Below are 25,447 nucleotides of genomic sequence, written 5' to 3' on the forward strand. Positions count from 1 at the left end.
TAAATATCGGATGCTTTTTCTATGTTTCATCCATTTCCTTTTTCAAATTCACAAGGTCTTGGATTCTTGAAGGTTCTCGCTTAAAATATTCGACTAGAGTTTCGATACATGTAATCGAATCCCAGCTTAAGTGATGCTCAATGCCTTCCACATCTTTATAGATCGTATCTTCCGATACGCCAATAACCGTTAAAAATTCCTCCAATAGCTGATGCCGGACAACCAGTCGTTTCCCCATCTTCTGTCCTTTAGATGTCAACACAAGACCACGGTACTTTTCATACACCAAATAATTATCCTTATCCAATTTCTGGATCATTTTGGTGACAGAGGAAGGGTGTACTTCTAAACCTTCGGCGATATCGGATACGCGTGCATATCCCTTCTCGTCTATTAATTTATAGATCCTCTCCAGATAGTCCTCCATACTCGGTGTAGCCATTAGCTTTCCTCCCGTAATTCATAAAACCTGGCAACAAATATTCCCATGAGTGAACCGCAGCGGTTCTGATTAAACTAGGCTCATTATAAGCGCCTCTTACTATAACACAGCCTAAAGGTTGAAGCAAGCTAAGCATTGTGGCTGAAAAAGCATGGCCCCAATAAGCATGAATCTTACACTAGGAGGCAACCAATAATGTCAACTGGGCTGCTCGTTCCCCCTATGCGACAAACGCAGGTTTTTGTACCTGAGCTCGTTTATTTTGAACCGGATGCTTTGAATTATTCCAAAGGGCAGCGCATATTCGAATGGGCACAGCAGCAAGGGCTCCCTATTCACATGACCACTTCCCACAATCGAATTACTAATTTGCCCGGTGACAGTGACATAGAGAAATATAAGATTGCTAAACGGACACTTGTTGTAGGTATTCGAAAAACATTGAAATTCGAACCCTCCAAGCCTTCCGCTGAATATGCAATTCCAATCGCCACAGGCTGTATGGCTCACTGCCACTATTGCTACTTGCAAACTACTTTGGGAGCCAAACCCTATATCCGCGTATACGTAAACACAGATGATATTATGAAAGCTGCCAAGCAGTATATCGAAGAACGTGCTCCCGAAATAACAAGATTTGAAGCAGCTTGTACCTCTGATCCTGTTGGACTTGAGCATATAAGCGGATCATTAAAAGAACTGATAGAATTCATGGCTCAAGAGCCCCTCGGACGTCTAAGATTTGTAACCAAATTCCATCACGTGGAGCCCCTTCTCCATTTAAAGCACAATAAGCACACTCGATTTCGTTTTAGCGTTAATGCAGATTATGTTATCAAAAACTTTGAGCCTGCGACCTCCAGCTTTTATGAGCGAATATCCGCGGCAGGCAAGGTAGCGCAAGCAGGTTATCCTCTTGGCTTCATTATTGCTCCAATAATATGGCATGAAGGCTGGGAGAAAGGCTATCAAGAGCTTCTCGAGAAATTAAAAGAGGCGCTTCCTTCAGAAGCTACCTCTGATTTAACCTTTGAATTAATTCAGCATCGATTCACCAAAACAGCCAAAACCGTTATCCAGCAACGCTACCCCAAAACAAAGCTAGAACTGGATGAAACGAAGCGTAAATACAAATGGGGCCGCTGGGGTCAAGGTAAATACGTATACTCTGATGACCAGGCCAACGCTCTTCGTGAATTCATCACAGAACAGATATTCGAGAAATTCCCGCAATCCAGCATTGATTATTTCACTTAAAATTTCAGGTAGTCGGGGGTTATTTGATTCAACCATATGGTAATTCGTGTCATCTGATCCGTATAAAGAAGAATCGCCATAATGATCATTAAGCCCCCGCCAAGCTTCATAATTAGCGATGAATACCGCAATATCCATTTGGTTGTACCGATAAAAAAAGACAGTATTAGAAATGGAATGGCAAAACCAAGCGAATAAGCTGTAATCAGTGGTACCCACGAATCTGGATTTGTTGCAGCTAATGCCAAAATCGCAGACAGAATGGGTCCTATGCAAGGAGACCAGCCTGCAGCGAAGCCGATACCAACTAGAATGGATCCGAGATAGCCTGCTGGCTTCAGCTTCAATTGAAACTTGCGCTCCCTCAAAAGCCATTGCGGTTGAAAAATTCCCAGCAAGAACAAACCCATTGCAAAAATCAACAGTGCCGCGATTTGCCGCAACAAATCTTTGTAATCAATAAATACATTGGATACAACACTGGCACCCCAGCCTAGGCTGTAAAAAATAATTGAGAATCCCGCGATAAAGCATAACGTATGTAAGATGGTTCTACTGCGCACTCCTGCTCCTGAGTCCGCATTCTTCAGCTGACTGACTGATATTCCCGTTATATAGGATAAGTAGGAAGGATACAGCGGTAAGCAGCAGGGTGATATGAATGATGCAAAGCCTGCCCATAAGGCAATCCACAGATTAATTTCCAATCATTACGCCCCCTAATTCAGAGGATACCCTCTGATCCTATCCCTCATTATATCGAAATATTCAACTCGTACGAATAACCTTTTCGAAAATTATGTGTCTCCTGTACTGTGAAACGAAAAGATCATATGTAAGTTACAAGCGAAAACCTCTTTTTATAAATAAGCTGAGAATCAACAAACCGATTAAAAATAAAACAATAGTAGCACCCGGTGCTAAATCCCACATGCCAGCAGCAAATAAGCCACCTACCACTGAAACCTCAGAGAATAGAACCGACCAGAAGATGGACTTCTTAAAGCTTTTGGCTACAAGCAAGCTGCATGCGACAGGTATAGTTAAAAGGGATGACACGAGCAGCGCTCCCACTATTTTAATGGCAACGCTAATAACCAGTGCAGTAAGCATCGTAATCATAATATTGTAAAAACGCAGCGGCAAACCGCTTACACCTGCAGCATCTTCATCGAAAAACATCAGAAAAAGCTCTTTATAGTTCAATACTATGACTCCAATAACGATAACGGTAACTCCAAAAACAACCCATAGATCGAAATTATCCAATGTGTATATACTGCCGAAGAAATAACTCATTACATTCATATTAAAGCCCTTACCCAATGTGAACAGTAGGGTTGCCAGAGCAACGCCGCCTGACATGATGATCGCAATGGATAATTCTGCGTACGATTTATATGCCTTACGCAGCCTCTCTATTGCAAAGGATGCCAGTAATGCAAACACCAGTCCGACTCCAATCGGATACACATTGATTAAGAAGCCCAGCGCTATTCCTGCAATCGAGACATGCGCTAGCGTATCCCCAATCATGGATAATCTACGTAGAACAAGAAATACACCCATTAATGGCGCCGTAAGACCGATTAATATACCGCCTAATAAGGCGCGCTGAAAAAAATATTCCGAAAAAATATCCAACTGACTCGCTCCTAGCTCCAGCTTTCTTTAAACTAGCACTTCCATTTGCTCCCGCAGCTGCTGGATGGAATGCGTCAAATTCGTTTCTTTGCAATTTTCAGGCTCATGCGTATGCTTGACGTAAAAAGATAAAGCCCCGCTCTTTTGAGCAGGCTCATTTCCAATGTAGGATTGCACCATATCCATGTCATGCGATACAAGAAGAAATGTAATGTGGTGATGCTGGTGCATGTGACGAATCATCCGGAAAAAGCCCGCTTGTGTTTCTGCGTCAATGCCTACCGTTGGTTCATCCAGAATTAGCAGCTGTGGATTATTGATTAGCGCTCGCGCTAAAAATACACGCTGCTGCTGTCCACCCGAAAGCTGACCTATACGTCGACTAGCCAAATCCTCGATACGCATAGCATAAAGGGCATCCTCGCATTTTTGCTGTTCTGCCTTGCTTATTCGGCGAAACATATTTTTCTTGCCGTACAAGCCAGACAATACAATTTCTCGCACTGTAGCTGGAAATAATGGATTGAGGGAATTCTTCTGCGGCACATAGCCGATGCGCTCCCAATCGCGGAATGTGCGGAGAGGCTGGCCAAACAATCGGATCTCTCCTTGAGACGGCTTCAGCAGTCCGACAATCATTTTTAGCAGAGTAGTCTTGCCAGCTCCGTTAGATCCAATGAGCCCGACAAAATCACGTTCCAATACGGTAAAATTAAGATGCTCTATCACTTGTTTATTCTCATAAAAAAAAGAGACGTCATCAACCGTGATGATACTCTGATGACATCCTGCATTCCCTATAGATGTGTCATTAGAATTCATAGATGTTAGCTCCTTCTTCAACCAGGCTCTTCCTTCTATTGTAATGCTTTTATTAAATTATTCAAATTACTATTCATAATAGATATATAATCGGCTCCAGCCTTTAATTGTTCCTCCGTTAAGCCTTCCACCGGGTTCAGTACTGCAGTTTCCACTTTGGCATCCTTGGCCAGTGTTTTGGCTAGCTTATCGGAAACAAGCTCCTCGAAGAAAATAGTTTTGACGTTATTCTTACGTATGAAGTCATTGATTTCCTTTAAGTCCTTGGAGGTTGGTTCAGCATCCGGAGACATCCCCATTATAGGCTTCTGTATCAAACCATATTCCTTAGCCAAATATCCGAATGATTGGTGAGTTACAACAATTTCTTTCTTCGCCAAACTGGATAGTGACTGCTTATACTTATCATGCAATTGGTCAAGCTGGGCTGCATATTGATTATAATTGGCTTCATAATCAGCTTTATGGGCCCCATCGACTTTGATCAAATTTTCTTTGATTGTCAGTGCTATTTTCTTAGCATTTACGGGACTTAGCCATACGTGCGGATCCCAATGGCCTTCATGCACTTGCACCTCTGTTGACTTTTCCTTATTGCTGCTATCCTTCTTCTCAGCCTCATGTCCGTGCTCATCTTCCTCTGCTGATTCTATTAGATCCAGCCCTTTACTAGATTCGACTACCATCAGCTTGGAATCCTTAGGCATGCTGTTCAGCGTATCGTCCACCCAGCCTTCAAAGCCGGCTCCTAAATATAGAAACATTTCAGCTTTTGTAATATTCTGTATATCGCGTCCTTTAGGAGACCAATCATGAGGCTCTACTCCAGCGGGAACGAGATTAATGACATTGACATGATCGCCGCCAATTTTTTTTGTGAAATCATAAAGTGGATAGAAGCTGGCAACAACATTGATTTTGCCTGGTACCAGTGTTGCTTGTGATTTACCACAGCCAGATAACACCATTGACAATATTATAATGAGCAATGCAGGAATCATAGTAACTTTCTTAGTAATAGACATGAATAAACACTCCTTATGTAAATCGTAATTATTTTTATTAACAGATTTGATTATACGTCCGGATTCTCATCACTGTCAACTATTAATAATATTTACGATTAAAAGTTATTTAGACTCCATACAAGATAAAACAGCACCCAACCGGAGGTTGTCCGGAATGGATGCTGCAATTACATGAATACTTATCCTGCAGTACACCTTTTATAATTTAGGCTCCTATTCGATACGAACAGCTTGAAGCTGCGCTTTCACACACAGCTCAACCGCTTTAAAAGCATGCTCTTGAGTCATAGCGTTCTCTGTACGATTGATGCAATCAAGCACAAGCTGACCGAAGAATGGATACCCTACTTGGCCGCGGAGCGAGTAATGCTTTTCTCCTTCATGATTGACCAAATATAGATGATCGCCTGACGGGTCGCGTGCGATATCGATATATTTACGAATCTCAATATAGCCTTCGGTTCCAAGAATCGTCATCCGACCATCTCCCCAAGTGCCCAGACCATCAGGAGTTAACCAGTCAACTCGGAAATAATTGGTTGCTCCATTATCAGCAATCAAGGTTGCATCGCCGAAATCTTCAAGCTCAGGGTAGTTCTTATTCTTGTAGTTCGCTACCTTACTGTTGACGACTGTAGCATCCTTAGCTCCTGTAAAATACAAGAACTGCTCAATTTGATGGCTTCCGATATCACAAAGAATGCCGCCATACTTGTCAGCTTCAAAAAACCAATCCGGTCTGGACGGCGCATTTAAGCGATGAGGACCAAATCCAATAACCTGAACAACGCGTCCGATAGCGCCCTGATCAATGAGTTGACCTGCAAACACGGCGCTTTCAACATGCAGACGTTCACTATAATAAACCATATATTTACGGCCAGTTTCTTTCACTTTCGCTCTAGCTTGCTCTAATTGCTCCAAAGACGTTAGCGGGGTTTTATCTGTAAAGTAATCTTTACCATGATCCATAACGCGAAGTCCTAATGCACAACGCTCCGATGGTATGGCCGCACCGGCTACCAACTGAATGGAAGGGTTGTTCAAAATTTCTGCTTCGGAAGCAGCTGCTTTAGCTTGAGGAAATTTGTTTATAAACGCTTCAACTTTAGCCGGATCTGGATCATAAACAGCTACCAAATCAGCGCCTGCCTCAATCAGTCCATTACACATACCATAAATATGACCGTGATCCAATGCAATTGCTGCGAAAGCGAATTCTCCCTTGTTAACAACCGGATTCGGTTTGCCTTGCGGCGCATAATTCATTCCATCCTTGTTTTGCATAAGAACTAAAACCTCCTGGTAATTAGATCATGATATTAGTAATTGTTAACGTGAACAATCCTCATTTTACCACAGATCCGTTAGGAAGTGCATCAGAAATTGTAGCTAAAGTTAACTGATCTCCATGAGACGCTGCAAGGATCATTCCTTGCGACAATTCCCCTCTCAGTTTGACCGGCTTCAGGTTGGTTACGCAGATAACTTTACGTCCGACCATTTGCTCCGGCGTATAGAATTTAGCGATGCCAGAGACAACCTGGCGCTGCTCCGTGCCCAGATCCAGCTGCAGCTTCAGCAGCTTGTCAGCTCCCTTCACCGGCTCAGCCGACAGTACTTCAGCTACGCGCAGCTCAACCTTAAAGAAATCGTCAATCGAGATTTCTTGGGTTTCCGCGTCCGCGGCAGCGGGCTGCTTCGAAGCTTCAGCAGGCTTCTTCCCTGCTTTCTGAACAGCCTCCTTATCAGTAGTCGCTGAATCTGAGGCAGCCTCTACGGTCCCTCCCATAGCCTCGACGATTGAAGCAACCTCCTTGGCAAGCTCAAGACGCGGGAACATAACCTCGCCTTTCTCAACTCGAGTTCCGCTAGGCAGCGTACCAAAGCTGTGAATAGTGTCCCATGCAGTCAAAAGACCTTCGCTAATACCGAGCTGTGCCCACATCTTATGAGGTGTCAGCGTTAGGAATGGCTGCAGTAAAACTGAAGCTATACGCAATGATTCGGCTAGGCAGTAAAGCACCGAGCCCAATACCGGACGCTTGCTCTCTTCTTTGACAAGTGACCACGGCTGCGTCTCGTCGATATATTTATTGGTACGGCTGACCATCTGCCAAAGCGCGGTTAAAGCTACGGAAAACTCCATTTTTTCCATTGCTTCCTCAACCTTACTTACTGTTGTGCGGATTGTTTCCAGCAGCCCTGCGTCAAATTCGGTTGCGCCTTCGACATAGGGTTGAATCGTGCCGTTAAAGTATTTATCGATCATAACTACGGTTCGACTAAGCAGATTACCTAAGTCGTTTGCCAAATCGAAATTGATCCGTTCAATAAAGCTCTCCGGCGTAAATGCTCCATCCGAACCGAATGGCACCTCCCGCAGCAAATAATACCGCAGTGCATCAAGCCCGTAACGATCAATCAGCATAACTGGATCGACAACATTTCCTTTGGACTTGGACATTTTACCGTCCTTCGTCAACAGCCATCCATGGCCGAACACTTTCTTAGGCAATGGTAAATCGAGCGCCATCAGCATGATTGGCCAGTAGATCGTGTGAAAGCGAACAATTTCTTTGCCGACCAGATGTACATCCGCAGGCCAGAAGGTTTGGTATTTGCTTTCATCCCCACTACCATATCCGAGAGCAGTAATATAGTTGGACAATGCATCGATCCATACATAAATAACATGCTTCGGATCGTTCGGCACCTTGACGCCCCAATCAAATGTTGTCCGAGATACGGCCAGATCTTCAAGACCGGGCTTGATGAAGTTATTAATCATCTCATTTTTGCGGGACTCCGGTTGAATGAAGTCTGGATTTTCCTCATAAAATTTAAGCAATCGGTCCGCATACTTACTCATCCGGAAGAAATAGCTGTCTTCTTTAATCAATTCAACAGGACGACCACAATCCGGACATTTTCCGTCAACCAGCTTATTTTCCAAGAAAAACGATTCACAGGGTGTACAGTACCAGCCTTCGTAGGTGCCTAAATAAATATCTCCCTGCTCCATCAATTGGGCAAAAATTTTCTCTACCGATTGTTTATGGCGCGGCTCCGTAGTTCGAATGAAATCGTCATAGGAGATATCAAGCTTCTTCCATAAGTCCTTAATGCCTGCAACGATATTATCAACGAACTCCTGCGGTGTAACGCCTTTCTCCTGCGCCTTACGTTCGATCTTCTGACCATGCTCGTCAGTGCCTGTCAAGTAAAGTACGTTATAGCCTTTCAGCCTTTTATAGCGAGCCATCGCATCACCCGCCACTGTTGTATAAGCGTGCCCGATATGCAGCTTGTCACTTGGGTAATAGATCGGTGTTGTAATGTAAAAAGATTTTTTTTGCTCTGGCATGTCATTACCTCCTTCAGGTTTAAAAAAAACAAAAAAAGCCCTGTCCATCTTGGGACGAGAGCTTGTGCTCACGCGGTACCACCCAACTTCCCCCGCTTCCGTATAAGGAAGACAAGGCTCAGCAGTCATGTTGCGACTTTCCGTTAACGCCGGAACTGCGACGACCATTTATTCACCGTTTCCCATGCTATTGGGCAATTTCCACGGCAAGCTCACAGTCATATCCTCCAGGACCATCTTCCTCCATTTCAGTCAATCGGCTCTCAACACATCACCGACTCTCTGTATGACCTTCTGCGGAGTACTCATCCGTTCATAGGTAATCCAAATATAAGGTTAAGCCAAATATAGCGGAATAGGCTAGCTCATGTCAAGTTATTGACTTGATTCAAGCGATTTGACAGCTTGCGTAACCTGAAGCTTAAATGACCTGCTGCATGTGTTATTTCTTCTGCCCAGCTGCAGGAGGTACATGATCGATCCCTCCCGGGTGAAATGGATGGCATTTGCACACCCGCTTAATAGTAAGCCACGACCCCTTAGCAGGGCCATGCTGCTCCAGAGCATCCAACGCATATTGAGAGCAGGTCGGGTAAAAACGACAGGTCGGCGGTTTGAGCGGAGAAATAAATTTGCGGTAAAACATTACTATAGCTTGAAGCGCCCGTTTCATAGAATACAACCTCCGAAAAGCGGCAGTCTGGCTGCATGGCCGAACCCTTGGTAAAAATCAAATATGATTCCAGTGGTTCAGACCAGTATAACTCAAACTATTTTCTTCTACAAACCAACGATTTAATAGACGGCTAGCAGTAGAAATAGAACTAAAATAAAGGGCAAGCTCGCTCACCCCAATCCCAACACCTATAAATTCAGTCTAATCAAAATACACACTTTCCGCTAGACCTTCCCTCACCAGCTTAAGCATAGCTTCCTTACGATCTGCAGGACAAGCGATGATGTAGGGCTCGGAGTTCATCCCAGTAAAAGGATTTCCTTTGAAATCAAGAATTAAACCGCCAGCCTCACGCACTAGCAGCAACCCGGAGTACAGATCATCCCCCTCCGAATTGTACAGCACAATTCCATCTAATTGCCCGCGCGCGAGCATACTCCACTGCATCGTAGGAGCCCACAAGCGCATCATCCGCTTCGTATGCTTTTCCACATGCGTTCTTAATTGGACCGCCCGAGAATCCTGCTGCACTTTGTGCCCTTGAATCCAACCTACTGTTAAACGCGCAGGCATAGCCCTAGGCTGTATACTCAGAGCTTGTTCATTGCAGGCAGCCCCTTGATTGTGCACAGCCGTATACATTTTATCAAGAATCGTATCGTATATAACTCCAAGGACAGGCTCCTGCTTATAAATAAGGGTAAGAGAGACGCCAAACAAAGGAAGTCCTACGGCAAAATTATTCGTTCCATCCAACGGATCAACAAGCCATAACCAATCGCTCTCGACTCCTGACCAACCTGACTCTTCACTGCGGATTTGATGATCTGGAAATGCTGCCCCAAGACGCGATAAGATTTCACTCTCTGATTTGAGATCAGCCTCTGTCAACACATCACCGAACTCATCCTTCTCTTCCATCGTAAAGCCTTCATCAAAACAAACTCTCGCTGCTTGACCGGCAGCCTTTGCTGCCTCAACGGCCACTTTTAACGCTCTTTGTATGGTCACTTCCATATCAGATATGTCCCCCGTTCATCTATATTCATAAAAAAAGAAAGCACCCTTTCGTTCCGCAGGTTACTTCCTTAACAGAGTAAATGTTTTTTATTGAAATTGCGACATATTTTCAGCTTCCACATGAAGACTTTGTAAAGAGACATTAGCACCAAGGCTGCGGAACAGCTGGATGGCATTCTCGTATCCCCGTTCAATATGCTCAATACCCGTAATTCGTGTGACTCCTTCAGCGATAAGACCGGCCAGTAGAAGGCAAGTACCAGCACGAACATCCGTTGCATGGACCCAGTTACCTTTGAGCGGAGTTCCCCCTCTAATAAAGGCACTTTCCTTGCGCACTTCCACATCAGCGCCCAATCGCTTCAGCTGCTGAATATGATTAAATCGTTTGGGGTATACCCGTTCTGTTACAATGCTCTTCCCTTGAGCCTGTAATAATAGAGCGGTGAAGGGCTGCTGTAAATCGGTAGCAAATCCCGGATACATACCGGTTCTAATACGGGTAGCACGCAGCTTGCCGGTCGAATGCGCCGTTATGCTCTGATCCGTTATCTCAAGATCCATGCCAATCTCACGAAGCTTGGCCAAACAAGAGCCCATATGCTCGGGAATGACATTATTTACAGTGATACTGCCACCCTTCATACCAGCTGCCATCAGAAATGCCCCTGCAATCAAACGGTCAGGAATTACGGTATAGGTACCTCCACCAAGAAATGGAACGCCATCGATACGAATGTGATCGGTTCCTGCACCAACAATTTTGGCACCAAGCTGATTTAAGAAATTAGCTGTATCAACTACTTCAGGATCCATAGCTGCATTGTATAATCTTGTGCGGCCTTCAGCCCTTACGGCTGCTAGCATCGCATTGATGGTTGCTCCAGATGTAATCATGTCAAAGTAAATGTCAGCGCCGCGCAGTTGCTTGGCTTCTACGATGTAATAATCGTTAAAGAACGTAACCTCCGCTCCAAGCAAACGAAGTGCTTTGATGTGCTGATCAATCGGCCTCGAAACGAAATCATCCCCTCCAGGGAATCCCACCGTAACCTTACCGAATTTAGCCAGAAGGGCCCCAACAAAATAGTAGGATGCCCGATAGGCAGAAGCTTTGCCTGGATCAATAACAGCACTGTGTATGTAACGTGGATCGAGCAGCATTTCACCAGTCGGCATACGGTCTATCTGCAAGCCGATATCTTTGCCGATTTGACGGATGACACGAAAATCATAAATATCAGGAATACCCTCCAGGGTAACCGTAGCATCTGCTAAACATGATGCGGCAAGCAAGGCTAACGAGCTGTTTTTAGAGCCTTGTATGGAAACGGTGCCGTGAAGCGGACCGCTGCCTTGTACTTGTATGTAATCCACGATCGTACCTGCTTTCCTATGGGTTTGGGTTCATTCATTCTTTTTCCAAAACATAGCCGCTGCCTCGGACAGCGCTGATCGTAAAGGTATCTTTTCCGTATTTTTTGCGAATTCGATAAATTAATGCATTGAGCTCATCCATACTTACATCCGGGATGCCGTCATCACCAGTTGATCGCTCCTGCCAGACTGTCTTCTTGATCATATCAAAAGATACAAGCTGATTCGCATGATCGTTCAAAACCTTAATGAACCCATATTCTTTCTCTGACATTACAATCCGTTGACCGTCTACATAGCATTCATGCTTCTCCCAATTGATTGAAAATCCGGATTCTTGGTAATCCCCCTGCCGTGTATAGCTGACTGGTTCGAATTCCAAGGTCTGATCTGCAAACAAATAAGAAAAATGAATAACTACCATTCCTTTGGCAAGCTTTATGATATCAAACGAATGTAAAATATGTGGGGTATAGGGCTCAATCCTGTTTCCGTTAATCTCAGTTCCATGTCTGCTGCCCAAATCATATAAAACCGCTTGCTCATATTCCCTCTTGATCATGAAATGCTTGCGGGAGATGAAGGCGTTAGAGAAAGCCAAATCTGGAATATCATCGTTCGTCATTCGTCCGACAAACAATTCCTTCGCCGACAAATTCACACAGGTGCCTGAACGATGAGGTTCTCCTCTAATCACGTAGAGGCTTGCATATGTCTCCAGCCGGGTACTATCCAATTCCATTGATGTGAGTCCCACCTTCATGAATACATTCATATTACATCAGCTATCCATAGATTACTGTGTGATATGACACATTCTATTGTATCATAAAAGGATTAACACGATAAATGCGCGCTCACTGACGTGTGACTCACATTTCGATGACAGATGAGCTTACTATGAGGAATAACGGACTGAAAAAATAATTCCAATCCATTTCATTTGAATAACTATAGATTATATTACAATTTACCTTCAACGATCGTCCATTCAACTCTATCGTCTGGAGAAAACCATTCAACACGAGCATTTAGAAAGCTATTTTCATTAAGCATATGATTAAGGAAATCTTTATGATAGCCTGGAACCATTTCATTTCTATCAATTCCCTCTAGTTCTACCCAATGTGATGATTGCTTATCCGGTTCATTAGAGAATAGCACTCCATCCACCTTATGCGCCAAGAAAAAAAAGCAGACAGAGTGGTAATCTTTCCTTAGGAAAGTTACAGTTCCTTTCAATTCGAGCTCGGAAACAATCAGTCCGGTTTCTTCCTCTACTTCTCTTATGCAAGCCTCCTCAAGCTTTTCTGAGAATTCTACATGGCCACCTGGCGGGATGTACTTTTGAAAGGTTTTGTATGCTGGATTCAGCTTTTTAATCATGGCAATCTTATTATCTTTTATTGCGAGACAAGAAACTTGAACACGTATTATCAACACAAGTTCGCCCCTTTTAAGAATTTTGTTTTATTGATAGTTTAAGAACATTCATTCGTTTAAAACTTCGGATAGTTAGCTATAATTTCTGCTTTCTCAATTCTCCCAATTTTACGATAGGCATCTGCCTCATAATCCAAGGATAAGACTGGCAGCCGCATATCATTTACATGAATAAATCGCTTAATATTATTGAGGTGAGGTGTTCTTTCCCACTGTCCATCCACTAATTTCTCTATATCACCTATAATCTCTACATCCATTCCATCAACGAAGAGCTTCCCAAAATGAGAGCGAATGAATCCATTCGATGAATAAGAAACGGGTTTGATTACATTTTCCATAAAAATAAGTTCAATTTCATACGCACCTTTTTCGTCAGTCTGAATATCAATATCCTTTGGATCAAAGGGTAAGCCCTGCAATGCAAAACTAGTACTACCCGTCAGAGCCTAATTAATATCTTCTTTTGAAAGACTTGCATATATATTTTTAAGTACCGATAAATGGCTGGCTGCAATCATTTTATACACCGCCTATATCTAGGCTAACACTGGATTATATTGTAACATAAATAGGATTCAAAGAGCCCGATATGACGAACGATAAGAAAAGCTCCTTGCAGCGAAGGAAACTTTCCAATGGGAAGCTTACCTTATTTAACCCTTTTATAGAGCCATCTGCCTACAAAGAAACCACTCCATTTCCTCTCGCGGAACGTGATTCCGCTATTGGTCACTCTACCTCTTAAAAACATCATTTCACGGAACTACGATGCTTTATTTCATCTCCGACCTGCCGAAATGACTACATTTCATCCAAATAGAGGATCGTATTTCCGTTTCACTTGAATGAACACGTGTGCACTTCAAAATAGCGCACCTCAGTTCCTCAACCTACCAATTGATTGATACGACGTGACGTGAAGCGCTTTTGGTTACAGCCTAATTTATTAATAAGATGAAGTAAGCCAACCCCAGAACAATTAAATCCTGACAATACTAAAAAGAGCCTCCGGTTCTAATGAACCAAAGACTCTCCTTAAACAATCCGCCTACTAAAATGTAAGAAATGGATATATCAAAGTTCGCTTCTCTACCAAAACAGCTCTGTTTGGCCTTTCAACCGACTCAAGCCTTCTACAAAGAAATAATCACCATAAATAAGAGGTACATCCACGTTTTTGCCTTCTGGGTAATGGCTCGTACCGTGGAGAATCAAACCTTCCTCCTCCTGATCATTCCATGCACCATAATTTTCATACAAGGAACGCAGAATGGCTTCGCCCGCGTTACGATAGCTAGCTGCTTCCACCGAATCGACTTGATCGGCAATCAACAGCAGACCGCATGCAGCGCAGGCTCCTGCTGATGTATCCCGATACGGAGTGATGTCTGATGGGAGACGGAAATCCCATAATGGCACATGATCCTCAGAAAGCTGCGCGATGAAGAAATGAGCCACTCGCTTAGCTGCCTGTAAATATCTCTCGTCCCGTGTATATTGATAGCTCAAAGCCATTCCATAGATCGCCCAGGCAGCGCCGCGGGACCAAGCAGATTCTGGAGCAAAACCTTGGCCTCCCAATGCTTCTATTCTCTCACCGGTATGCGCATCGAATCGCACGATATGATAGACCGATCCATCAGCTCGAATAAAGTGATTAAGCACCGTATCCGCGTGTTCCATAGCCAGGTGCTTATAGCGCGGGTCCCCTGTTTGTTCCGATGCCCAATACAGCAAGGGCAGGTTCATGAGGCAATCGATTATAGCAATGCCAGAATTGTCCTCTCCTTCACTCCATGGGTTCCACGCACGAATGAAGCTGCCCTTCACATTAAAGCGCGCTGCCAATAAATTGGCCGCTAGCAGCCCGCGGCGCTTAGCATTCTCAGCCTGAAGCAGCTTGTACCGCGCTACACTCGTCAAAGTCCACATAAAGCCAATATCATGATCCAGCTTATAATAATTAGTAATCACTTCATCCAGCATTATTTCGCATTGCTCTGCAATCGATTTAAATTGCTCATTCTTAGTCTCTCTGTATAAAAGCCACAGCAGACCCGGCCAGAAGCCGGCTGTCCACCAATAAGACGGTTCCAACACATAGGAACCCTTCACACTGGCATGCGGGAATTGAGCCCCGATTCTCTGGCTGGTCCTGCTTACTTTATCTACCGTCTGCTGCCATGCTTCTTCTACCCATTGTACCTCTTTAACACTCATCCTATATTCATCTCCTTAGAGTTTCGCAGAACGCTTTCTTCGTAAGCATTGACTCAAAATTCCCCATGAAAACTCGCTTTATTAGCCTCTCACTCAAAGTGAAAGCTTAATTGTACCTTGCACTTCTTATCCAGCTGAAGCAGTTTAAAATCTATAGTGAACACTTCTTTCACCACTCCAAAATGATCTGCAAACTCAAGCTTCTGAACATGCGGCTGTAGTAAATGGTGGTCGTAGCCAATCGTCAGACTTTGCTTCTTGCCAGGAATAACTAAGGAATCGCCCGATAAATCCGGCTCAAGGCAGGTTACGAACCGTTCCACTATGACCTCAGGCACCTCACTGAATTGATAAGAATCCTCAAGCAGAAGAACCGGCTGCTCCTTCTTGAGCCATGTAAAGCTTCGTTCCAGGTTCAGCAGGCTTTCATCCTCATATGCCGCAGTAAGATTAAGCTGCAACCGCTCTTGATCCTTCTCAAGGGCTACATTCAGCACTTGTGCACGATGTGCAGCACCTTCCTTCTGCAAATGACCGTTGATTATCGGCACCGAGTGGCCTTGAGATCCATTGCATAGATAAGAGTAACGCTCCGGTCCGAAATAGCTTTTCGTATACATGCCGGAGCCCAGGTCTGCGAGGAAGGTTTCCCCTTGCGAATGCACAATAAAATGCCCGACATCGTTATGATTATGGGGCTCATTATTATGTCCACCCTTGGCCGCAAAGCAGAAGACACCTTCGTCATTCACATATCTCGAAATCAGCCACTCCGCATCATTCAAGTAATAGGTTGCTTGCTCCCAAGGCTCTCCCAGACTCGCTTTATCCGGCTGGAACCACAGCACATTGCGCAGCGCGGTTGCCCATCGGTTGCAATGATCCTCGGTATAACCCGTCCGCAAAGCAAAATCCGGGATAACCACATCCGGGTAAATCCGATTTAAATAATGAGTTAAGCCCATATGAATACGGGATTCCGGCAACGAATCGGAGAAATTAACGACTGAGGTGCCGGTCATGAAACATTTTTGTTGAAACAAGGCAATCCGATGTATCTTCTCATTAGAAAATAAATTAAGGCATCCTGCGGTTCTTTTTTTAAGTAAATCTGCAAAAAACACAAAAAATCCGAAGCCATAATACCAGTAGCCATAACCTTCAGTAGTGGCACCATCTTCCTCGAAGCCTTCCAAATAACAATCTAAAGTACCGAGCACACGCTCCAATAATAATGCTAAATCGTCCTCATCCTTCATCAAATGGAGAGCCGCTGAGCCGATTGAGCCTGCACAAACTGCTGACCAGTTATGGGTCGCGGTTTCCCATGAGAATGGACCTTGATGAAGATAAGGCCAGAAAATGCGGCGGTATACCTCATGTTTGATTCGGTTGCGAAGCAAGAGAGGCAATCTATTCTCCGTTAACCGCAGCACCTCACTCAGGGCAAACCCCGTTTCAGCAGCAAATAAATCGATGACAGAGGCATTTCCTTGCAGATCCGCTGAGTAATCGTGCAAGGAATACTCTGCATCCTGTGTTGTTTCCTTTGTTGTACCCATATGTGCAGGCAAACACCAAGAATATTCATTACATACCGACCAGATTGTTTCTTGCAGCGCATCTAGATAGTCTTTACTTTCAGGATCAAGCAAAGACATGAGGGTAAACGTGTTCAGCCTCTTTCTCATAACAAAATACACATTCTCGTATTCAAGACGCGATCCATTTTCCCCAAAAATCCGGAATAGAGCGAAGGATAAATCTGGCGCAGGCTGCTCAAGCAGTTGTTGGGCCTCCGCGCGGATTTCATCGATCATTGGGCGGTAGGCTTCAGCCTGGCTCAGCTCCCTCCACCATGCATCCTGCTTACTTAGGTCGAATAAGAGAGATGAATGTTCATCTGAATACTTGCTTAACAGCTGCTTAATCTGATTTTTATTCATCATTAGTTCCTCCATAGTACACGAGTGTGATCTTAACTCCATACTATCGCTTATAACCTTAATAAAATAGAACTTTTTTTACTTATTCAAGCTTTTTTTTGACCTCTATATTCAACAGGTGTAACGCCTACTGACGTCTTAAATATTTTGATAAAATAGCTCTGATTATCATAACCAAGCATCTCGCAAATTTTCCCTACAGGATGGCTTGTCTGATCAAGCAGCTCCTTGGCACGGATCATCTTCATTCGGGTTACATATTCAATAAAGGTTTCCCCCGTTTCCTTCTTAAACAAGCGGCTGAAATAGCTGCTGTTCAAAAACAGATGGTCAGCCACCTCCTCCAAACTGATCTTTCTATCCAGATGCAAAGAAACATAATGACAAGCTTGAACCACTTCAGTCCGTTTGCTCTGCTCCCAAATCTCACCAGACAATGTAATAACCGACTGAAAATGCTCGATTAACCAGTGCTCTAATTCCACTAAGGAATCGATATCGAGAATTTCTTTATGTAAGCTTTCTACAGCGTAAGTGGTACGAAAATATTGCAGAGACTGCAGCTTCAGCTTGAGATCAAGCAGCAGCTTGAGTACCCAGTCCTTAACCTTTTCCGGTGGAAAAGAATGCTCCTTAAGAAACACCATCCAATGCCTAACAGTAGGAATAATCCTATCTGCTTTCTTCTCAATCATCATTTCGCGAAATTCCTTGCTTGCCTGGTCGTACCAAGAGAACAAGTCGATATCGCCTTCAATAAATGGTCGCTGCTTCGTAATGGAACCCTCATCAACATAAAAACGTTGAATTGTACTGGATAACAACCCATTCAACGCGAGCTTGATTTCGTCCGGATGGTAACAGATATCGCCGATAATAAATGACATCGAAATTTTCAAATATTTGCGCATAGCATCCTGAATTGCCTTTATTTGAATGGTTGCAGTATCAAACGGATTGATCTTAAGGGTGGCATGGTAGGGATATAAGAAGAACGACTCTTTGATTCCATAAGCAAAATGAACCTCCGGAGTATCATACCGAGCGCAAACCTCGCTAATCACATTATCCATGGCAAAACGCAAAATATCGTCGCTCATAAAACGCTGCTTGGCCAATCGATATTCATCAACAAACCCTAGAATCGGCAAGCAGGCTTTCCCCTCCATATCGAGATTGAAGGCTTTAGCTTCTATTAACCAATCCTGCGGATCTATGATAGGCTGCTGCATCATTCTGCGGATAAACTTCTCTTTGAGCATTTCTTTATTACGATCGACCATGTGTTGAAGCTGATGCTGATGTGCCTGAACCTGCTCTTCCTGATCCAAGCTTACTTTAAACTGCAAAAGCAGCTTCTCCAAATCAGCGGGGTCAAGCGTGTCCTTGAGCACATATTCCTGCACATTAAGCTTCATTGCCTGCTGTGCATAATGAAACTCGCTGTGGCAGGATAGGATAGCAACCCGCAGGTTAGGCTTCTGCTCCTTAAGCAATCCAATCAGTTCGATGCCATTCATCAGGGGCATGCCGATGTCTGTAATCAGAATGTCCGGCATTTTAATATTGGCATGCTCCAGTGCAACGGCTCCATTCTCATAGCAGCCTTGAAGCTGTAGACCATATGCCTCCCAGTTAATCGTCTCCGATAATAGCTGCAACACGGGATAATCATCATCAACAAGCATCACATTATACATAAGTAGTTGTCACCTCCAAATGGGGAATATACATGGTGATACGCGTGCCTTCCCCCTCTGAGCTGTCAATTCTCATGGTAAATTTATCCCCATAGGTTAGGCGCATCCTTTCATGAACATTTAACAATCCTATACTTGAAAATCCCTTAGGAGATTCTACATCTCCTTGTCCCTGTTCTTCTCCTGACACGAGATTCTTACGGAGCCTGTGCAAAATTTCCTCAGGCATCCCTTTACCATTATCCTCGACAGTTAAAATCAAGGTCTTTTCTTCCATCCAAGCCTTCAGCATTATAGTACCGGCTGACTGCGTCAAACCGTGAATTAACGCATTTTCAATCAAGGGCTGCAGAAAAAAACGAGGAACCTTTATTAAGAGAGCATCGGCTGAAATGTCGGTTTTCAAGGATATTGGATCCTTTTGCCGCATATTCATCAATACGACGTAATCCATCACAATCTCAACCTCTTCGTGCAAGCTGATAGTTTCTTTCTCTTGATTAATTGTCATCCTCAGCAGCTTGGAGAGTGAGCCTATCATTTCCGCGCTTTCCCGATCCCCTCGTAACAGAACCTTCATACGAATGGAATTGAGCACATTGAACAAAAAATGCGGGTTAATCTGAGCTTGTAGCATAGCAAGCTCTGCTGTGCGTTTACGCGCCTGCGTTAAGGAAACCTCTGCAATCATCTCTTTGATCCTGTCGAGCATTTGATCGAACAAATAGCCCAGTCTACCGATTTCGTCCTCGCCGCGAATATTCGATCGCTTCTCAAGATCGCCCTTCTGAACCGTAAGGGCCACTTTGCCTAATCTGACGAGCGGCTTCGTAAATGTGCCTAATAAATACAACAGCAGCAGCAGAAATAAAATAAATGAAATAATCTGGAACACAAACACTTTGTTGAAGATAGCTTCAACTTTAGATATGGCCATTTTATAAGGAGTAATAGAGACCAGCTTCCAGCCTGTGAATGATAAAGAGCGTTGGGTCATCAGATATTCCTCATTGTTAACCTCAACAATATCTGAGCTTATCTGTTGGCTGTCTTGATTAACGTATGGAAATGGGAAGGTTTGGCCGATTTTCTCCCCGTTGTTGTGAGATAAGATTATGTTGTTCGCATCCATGATCATAAATTCCTGATTATTGGGCAGATTCTCGAAATTATGGTTCAGCTGATTTTCCATAACCGTTACAATAACATAACCATATATAGTGGACCCCTCGCCACGAAGCGTGCGTACAACCGATAACTGGTAAGGATTTCTTACCTTCTCGGATTCAAACACAGTAGGAGTGGTTCCAACCCAATAGGATTCAAAACCATACAGGTTTTTCAATTGGGAAAACCACGGCTCCTTCGCCAGATCAAGAGGATTATATTCATATATCGAATAACTGGAATAATAGGTGCCATTGGCTAGAAGGATCGTAACATAGCATTCTTCCCCGCCTATTTTAATATTTTCAATTTGCTTCATTATTTTGTTCTTATCATAAAATTCGTCATATTCCGCTGCCGGTCCCGTATAACGATGTCCTGATACATTGGACTTGAAGATAGAATTCAACTCTGAATCCATCTGAATGGAGTTTGCGATATTAAGCATATATTTCAAAGAATTCGTTACATAGTTATTCACAAGCAGCATAGATTCTTGAGAGTTCGTAATCGCCTGCTCTTTCACTGCGTCTTGTGTCAAATAGTTATACGTCGCAAGAGTAATGCAAGCTGGAAGCAGAATACAGATAATCGAAGCCATCATCAGCTTAAATCGGAATGATCTCATCGATAACCATCGACGTAACGAAAAATGCAGTTGAACCGCCTCCTTGAATCTATTATGGGAATCTTACACCTTATATCCATTAAACGTAAAAAGAGAGGGGCGGCTTTTACCGTCCCCTCATGTTGCTTTATATCTTTAGTATATCAGATTACTTTTTGTTAGAGTCAATAATACCCTTAACACGGTCTTGTGAAGCTTTTACAGCTGCATCAATATCCTGTTTACCTAAGATCATTTTCTCGAATTCCTCATTCACTGCTTTGTAAACCTCAGCCTGGTAAGAAACTGGTGGTACAATGGCAGATGCCTTAGAATTAGCTAGAACAGTATTCAGAGAAGCCTTGTCAACCTTCTCAGGATTTTTTGTGCCGCTTAGAATCGCATCTGTAATTTTACTAAGATCTTCAGCCTTAACCTTATTCCATGATGGAACGTTCTTCCCTTGAATCAAGGCTCCCTCAGTAGTCAACCAGCGAATAAATTTGTACGACTCTTCTTTGTTTTTGGAGTTTGCAGCTACTGACATATAGTCTGTAGTTACTTGAGTATAGCCGCTTGGATCAGCAGCATTGTTCTTAGGGTAAGGAGCAATCGCTACATTGAAGTTCAAAGGAACCTGTTCTGTACCGCCAAGCTCTGTATTCATCCAGCTGCCTGTCAAGATCATAGCAGCTTTTTGATTAAAGAATTGGGTACGGTAGTTAAGCTTTTGGGAAAGCATATCCGCGTATGGAGTAGCTGATTTATCTTCTTTCTCCATTTTCATACGAAGCTCCAATGATTTCTTGAACAGCGGGGAATCCAAATTGGAGGTACCATCCGCTTTGATAAATTCAGGGTTTTCCTTTTGATTTTCCATTGCCAGCTTTGCATAATCCAACCAACCGCCATTTTGTGGACCATGGAAGTACGTACCGTATACTTTAGTATTGCCTTCGCCTTTAGTCAGCTTCTTAGCATAGTCCATGAACTCATCCCATGTCCAATCCTTAGGAACGGCTAGTCCGGCAGCATCCAATGCTGTTTTGTTCAAGATGACGTACCAAGGGTTAAACTTACCTGGCAAGGCATAATATTTACCATTCAGCATGGTATCAACCTTGTAATCTTCACTTACTTTATAGCCATCTTTGGCGATGTATTCATCAATCGGTGCTACCATTCCTAGTGATACACGCTGTGCATAGGCTGCAGGATCACTGAACATTAGAACGTCCATCGCTTCGCCAGATGCCGCGGCCAGATCAAGCTTTTTCAAAGCTTCCTGAGTATCGCCCTTTTCACTCAGACCGATAACATTAACTTTAATGTTCGGGTTCTTCTCTTGGTAAGCAGCTACTGTTTTCTGCCAGTTGTAATTACCTTCGGTACCAAAAGTATAGAAGCGAAGCTCGGTTGTTTTACCAGTTGCTGCACCTTCAGTTTCTTTCTTCTGATCAGTACCCGCACCTGCACCACAACCTGCCAATAGACCCATTACTACCAAACCACTTACTACACTTGTGCCTAGTTTCTTTTTGTTCATGTTGTTGAAACCCTCCTTGTTTTGGGTCAAACTTTTGTTTTGTATAACGCTTACAACGAAATTGTATCAATTCGAGCACGTGAATCCATGCTCGTAAATTGACTTTTTTACAATTTTTTTGACTTTTCCTCTTATCCTTTGACCCCGCCTGATGCAATACCCTCGATAACACTCTTCTGACCAATGATAAATATGATTAACAAAGGAAGTATGGAGGATACAGCTGCTGCCATAATTAAAGAGTAAAATTCACCGCTTAACGAAGTAAACTTTTGCATCGCGAGCGGAATTGTGAACAGCTTATCCGTTCTTAAGAAGATCAATGGATTCTGATAATCATTCCATGTCCAGATAAAGCGAAGAATCGCATAGGTGGCAATGGATGGACGGACAAGTGGCAGCGCAATGGACCAAAAGATGCGAAAGTGACCAGCGCCATCAATTTTGGCGGACTCAATAAATTCATTATGAAGCCCCATAAAAAACTGCCGTAGCATAAATGTACCTAGGACACTAAAGCTGCCAAGAAGAATAAGTCCTAAATGACTGTCAAACAGCCCGATATAACGGTATAAAATAAACTGAGGAACCAAAGTAGCTTGTCCAGGCACCATGAAAGTGGTTAGAACAATTAAAAACAACCATTTGCTTGCCTTAAATTGAACTTTGGAGAAGCCGTAGGCAGCCATACTGGAAACAATAACAGAAATGGCAGTTGTGATTATAGCGATTTTAATCGAGTTCCAATAATATAGATAAAATGGAAATTTACCTAACCATACTTCCGTATAGTTTTTCACTGCATTCCATTGCTGTGGAATCCAATCGATTGGAAAATTGAACACATCCGATTCCATCTTGAAGGATGCAGACAGCATCCAAAAGAATGGCAAAAGAAACAATATGCTGACCACAAACATAATAATGGTCACTATTACCTTTCTGAGGCTAAGAGGCTCCCTCATGTTAGTTCCCCCATTTCCATAAATCTTCGTCGAATTTTAATAATTAACCCATTTTTTCTGACCAATCCATTGAAGCACGGTAATTACTAATACGCATAAGAACAGCACTGCGGCCATAGCAGAGGCGTATCCTAATTTCAAGTTAGTGAAGGCTGCATCATACATATACCATACGAGCAAGCTGGTTGACTGCACGGGTCCACCCTGTGTCAGAACGGCTATCAAGTCAAACACCTTAAAGGTAGAAATAAAGCCGGTAATCATCAAGAAGAACGTAGTTGGGGAGAGCATCGGTAAAGTAACACTTTTAAATTTCACCCAGCCATTTGCACCGTCTATATCAGCTGCTTCATATAGATCCTTCGGTATCGACTGTAAAGCTGCGATATACACAATCAAATTAAAACCAATTGAAATCCACACATAGATCATCATTACAGAAAGGAGCGCATAGTCCGGATCGGCAATCCACTTAGGCGGATCGGAGATTCCAATTGACATAAGAAACTGATTGACAGGCCCCATAGAAGGATGGAATAGTACTTGCCATACGATAGCTACAGCCACAACGCTTGAGATATAAGGCATGAAATAAGCTACCTTAAAAAAGCTTTTGAAATACACCTGCTTGTCAATCAGGATCGCCAGCACCAATGAAATGATCAGATAGGCTGGAACGGTCAGCAGGAAAACGGCATTGTTGCGAAATGATTTCAAAAATGTCGGATCATGAAATAGCTTCTTGAAGTTATCCAGTCCTGCCCATTCAAATCCACCGAATCCCATAATGAAATTCCAATTGGAAAAACTTAGAATGAATGTGGCAATGATCGGAATTAGTACAAGAACTGTAACTCCAATCAACATAGGGCTCACGAATAAGAATCCGGCTAAAGTTTCCTTACGCTGCAAAACGCTTTTGCGTTTTTTGGTTATCCGATTTTCCGCAGGATTAGCGGTTGGATTGGAATTCATGCGTGATCACCTCGACTTCGTTAATGTTGTTTATATTATAATTAATATTGATGTCCTTTTTTTAACGCTATTTTGATCACATTGACAATTATTTTGACTTTTCTTATCAATATCATGAAAGTTGAACACCTTTATCATTCCACACTTGGCAATAAAAATATTACCTCACATTAATAATCACTCTAATCAATAACGGTTTGAATATTATTCGTAAGTCGAAAAATGGTTATTTCAGCACACAACAAATAAACGACCACCCTGATGGATGGCCGTTTGTTTATATGTTTACTTGTTAAGCTATAGAGGTCGGTGCTCCGAACGGTGAGCTGTATCCACTGATACCACTAAGAATCCGCCTAGCCTCCTCATCACTCATCGAACCATATCTTTGAGCTGCGTCAACAATTTTAGGGAAGAGATGAACATCACCAGCGGTTGCAAAACCCGCCACACCTGGGAATGATAATACGAACTGGACGCAGGCGTCGATGATTTGTTGATTATCGAACGGCTCATACCAGGTTGCATAACCACGTTCCTGCTCTTGTGCCCAAGGGCCTTTGGCAATGGCTTTGATAACTCGCACGGCCACATCCTGTTTTCCCGTCTCCTCAATTAATTTGTCGAACGCCTCACGGTAGTCAGGAAGAGAATACAAGTAATAGTTCAAAGGCAGCAGCACGGTATCAAACGAATAACGACGCAAAGCCTCTAAATGTGTAGCTGGAGCTAGATGCCCATGCCCTGTAATCCCAATAGCCTTCACGATGCCTTCTTCCTTAGCTTCGAGTGCAGCTTCCAAAGCTCCGCCCTTCTCCGTACATTTATCCAATTCGTCTAGAGTACCAACTGAATGAAGCTGTAGCAAATCGATATTATCGACCTTTAGCAGCTCTAAAGAGCGATGAATTTGGGCCTTGGCTTTTTCCTTCGTACGTTCGCCTGTTTTGGTTGCAAGAAAAATATCATTTCTGACCTTTGACATCCACGGTCCCATTCTCAGCTCTGCATCACCGTAGCTTGCCGCTGTATCGAAATGATTGACACCTTGCTGTAAAGCATACGAGATTGAAGCATCTGCTTCCTCCTGAGTCACCTTGCCAAGGCTGGCTGCGCCAAACATAACAACCGATCTGGGATTGCCTAGACGTCCTATTCTTCGTTGTTCCATCTTACTTCCCTCCTCCAATTTTCTATGAACTCACTTCTTAAGTGAGTGTTCAAAAAGTCAACTTTTCAACC

The 25,447-nt window shown here is 43.3% G+C and carries 22 protein-coding genes; 1 reads left to right on the forward strand and 21 read right to left on the reverse strand.

The window, feature by feature from the left end:
- Positions 1-19: 19 nt before the first annotated feature.
- The gene (gene mntR / locus GC093_RS28485) at positions 20-442 is read right to left on the reverse strand and encodes a transcriptional regulator MntR (RefSeq protein WP_171655330.1); all 423 of its coding nucleotides are present in this window, start codon (positions 440-442) and stop codon (positions 20-22) included.
- 195 nt (positions 443-637) lie between these two features.
- On the opposite strand from mntR, the gene splB reads away from it, so the two are divergent.
- Positions 638-1,699: a spore photoproduct lyase gene (gene splB / locus GC093_RS28490; RefSeq protein ID WP_171655331.1), complete on the forward strand. Its 1,062-nt coding sequence runs from the start codon at positions 638-640 to the stop codon at positions 1,697-1,699.
- Here splB and GC093_RS28495 read toward each other — a convergent pair.
- The 20 genes from GC093_RS28495 to GC093_RS28590 all read right to left on the reverse strand — a co-directional run bounded on the left by GC093_RS28495 (position 1,696) and on the right by GC093_RS28590 (position 25,376).
- Complete coding sequence (locus tag GC093_RS28495) at positions 1,696-2,406, reverse strand: cytochrome c biogenesis CcdA family protein (protein WP_171655332.1); 711 nt, start codon at positions 2,404-2,406, stop codon at positions 1,696-1,698. The genes splB and GC093_RS28495 overlap by 4 nt on opposite strands.
- Positions 2,407-2,539: 133 nt before the next feature.
- The gene (locus GC093_RS28500; RefSeq protein WP_171655333.1) at positions 2,540-3,343 is read right to left on the reverse strand and encodes a metal ABC transporter permease; all 804 of its coding nucleotides are present in this window, start codon (positions 3,341-3,343) and stop codon (positions 2,540-2,542) included.
- Positions 3,344-3,370: 27 nt separating this feature from the next.
- Positions 3,371-4,165, reverse strand: coding sequence for a metal ABC transporter ATP-binding protein (locus GC093_RS28505; RefSeq protein ID WP_171655334.1), 795 nt, complete (start codon positions 4,163-4,165; stop codon positions 3,371-3,373).
- Between the two features lie 35 nt (positions 4,166-4,200).
- Entirely contained in the window at positions 4,201-5,190 is a 990-nt protein-coding gene (locus tag GC093_RS28510) for a metal ABC transporter substrate-binding protein (RefSeq protein ID WP_171655335.1), read from the reverse strand.
- A 216-nt stretch (positions 5,191-5,406) separates the two neighbouring features.
- Positions 5,407-6,480 carry a Gfo/Idh/MocA family protein gene (locus GC093_RS28515; protein WP_171655336.1) on the reverse strand — a complete coding sequence of 358 codons (1,074 nt, stop codon included), beginning with the start codon at positions 6,478-6,480 and terminating at the stop codon, positions 5,407-5,409.
- Between the two features lie 61 nt (positions 6,481-6,541).
- Complete coding sequence (metG, locus tag GC093_RS28520; protein ID WP_171655337.1) at positions 6,542-8,560, reverse strand: methionine--tRNA ligase; 2,019 nt, start codon at positions 8,558-8,560, stop codon at positions 6,542-6,544.
- A 442-nt stretch (positions 8,561-9,002) separates the two neighbouring features.
- Positions 9,003-9,233: a membrane protein insertion efficiency factor YidD gene (gene yidD, locus GC093_RS28525; RefSeq protein ID WP_171655338.1), complete on the reverse strand. Its 231-nt coding sequence runs from the start codon at positions 9,231-9,233 to the stop codon at positions 9,003-9,005.
- Between the two features lie 204 nt (positions 9,234-9,437).
- Positions 9,438-10,253 (reverse strand): inositol monophosphatase family protein, encoded by an 816-nt coding sequence (locus GC093_RS28530; RefSeq protein WP_171655339.1) that lies wholly within the window; start codon positions 10,251-10,253, stop codon positions 9,438-9,440.
- Between the two features lie 90 nt (positions 10,254-10,343).
- A complete protein-coding gene (gene murA, locus GC093_RS28535; RefSeq protein ID WP_171655340.1) occupies positions 10,344-11,633 on the reverse strand; it encodes a UDP-N-acetylglucosamine 1-carboxyvinyltransferase in 1,290 nt (429 codons plus the stop codon).
- A gap of 34 nt (positions 11,634-11,667) precedes the next feature.
- Entirely contained in the window at positions 11,668-12,375 is a 708-nt protein-coding gene (locus GC093_RS28540; protein ID WP_246315577.1) for an FHA domain-containing protein, read from the reverse strand.
- A 221-nt stretch (positions 12,376-12,596) separates the two neighbouring features.
- Positions 12,597-13,076 carry an NUDIX domain-containing protein gene (locus GC093_RS28545; RefSeq protein ID WP_312886626.1) on the reverse strand — a complete coding sequence of 160 codons (480 nt, stop codon included), beginning with the start codon at positions 13,074-13,076 and terminating at the stop codon, positions 12,597-12,599.
- A 56-nt stretch (positions 13,077-13,132) separates the two neighbouring features.
- The gene (locus GC093_RS35605; RefSeq protein WP_376768688.1) at positions 13,133-13,522 is read right to left on the reverse strand and encodes a nucleotidyltransferase domain-containing protein; all 390 of its coding nucleotides are present in this window, start codon (positions 13,520-13,522) and stop codon (positions 13,133-13,135) included.
- Between the two features lie 646 nt (positions 13,523-14,168).
- Positions 14,169-15,299 (reverse strand): glycoside hydrolase family 88 protein, encoded by a 1,131-nt coding sequence (locus GC093_RS28555; RefSeq protein WP_171655341.1) that lies wholly within the window; start codon positions 15,297-15,299, stop codon positions 14,169-14,171.
- 89 nt (positions 15,300-15,388) lie between these two features.
- Complete coding sequence (locus GC093_RS28560) at positions 15,389-17,245, reverse strand: heparinase II/III domain-containing protein (RefSeq protein WP_171655342.1); 1,857 nt, start codon at positions 17,243-17,245, stop codon at positions 15,389-15,391.
- 86 nt (positions 17,246-17,331) lie between these two features.
- Positions 17,332-18,945, reverse strand: coding sequence for a response regulator transcription factor (locus tag GC093_RS28565; protein WP_171655343.1), 1,614 nt, complete (start codon positions 18,943-18,945; stop codon positions 17,332-17,334).
- The gene (locus GC093_RS28570; RefSeq protein ID WP_171655344.1) at positions 18,938-20,740 is read right to left on the reverse strand and encodes a cache domain-containing sensor histidine kinase; all 1,803 of its coding nucleotides are present in this window, start codon (positions 20,738-20,740) and stop codon (positions 18,938-18,940) included. The genes GC093_RS28565 and GC093_RS28570 overlap by 8 nt, the downstream gene beginning before the upstream one ends.
- Positions 20,741-20,888: 148 nt before the next feature.
- On the reverse strand, positions 20,889-22,265 hold the full coding sequence (locus GC093_RS28575) for an ABC transporter substrate-binding protein (RefSeq protein ID WP_171655345.1): 1,377 nt from the start codon (positions 22,263-22,265) through the stop codon (positions 20,889-20,891).
- A 131-nt stretch (positions 22,266-22,396) separates the two neighbouring features.
- Positions 22,397-23,230, reverse strand: coding sequence for a carbohydrate ABC transporter permease (locus tag GC093_RS28580; RefSeq protein WP_171655346.1), 834 nt, complete (start codon positions 23,228-23,230; stop codon positions 22,397-22,399).
- A gap of 36 nt (positions 23,231-23,266) precedes the next feature.
- On the reverse strand, positions 23,267-24,205 hold the full coding sequence (locus tag GC093_RS28585) for a carbohydrate ABC transporter permease (RefSeq protein WP_171655347.1): 939 nt from the start codon (positions 24,203-24,205) through the stop codon (positions 23,267-23,269).
- Between the two features lie 292 nt (positions 24,206-24,497).
- On the reverse strand, positions 24,498-25,376 hold the full coding sequence (locus tag GC093_RS28590) for an aldo/keto reductase (RefSeq protein WP_171655348.1): 879 nt from the start codon (positions 25,374-25,376) through the stop codon (positions 24,498-24,500).
- Between the last annotated feature and the right edge of the window lie 71 nt (positions 25,377-25,447).

The sequence above is a fragment of the Paenibacillus foliorum genome, assembly GCF_013141765.1.
Classification (GTDB): Bacteria; Bacillota; Bacilli; order Paenibacillales; family NBRC-103111; genus Paenibacillus_S; species Paenibacillus_S foliorum.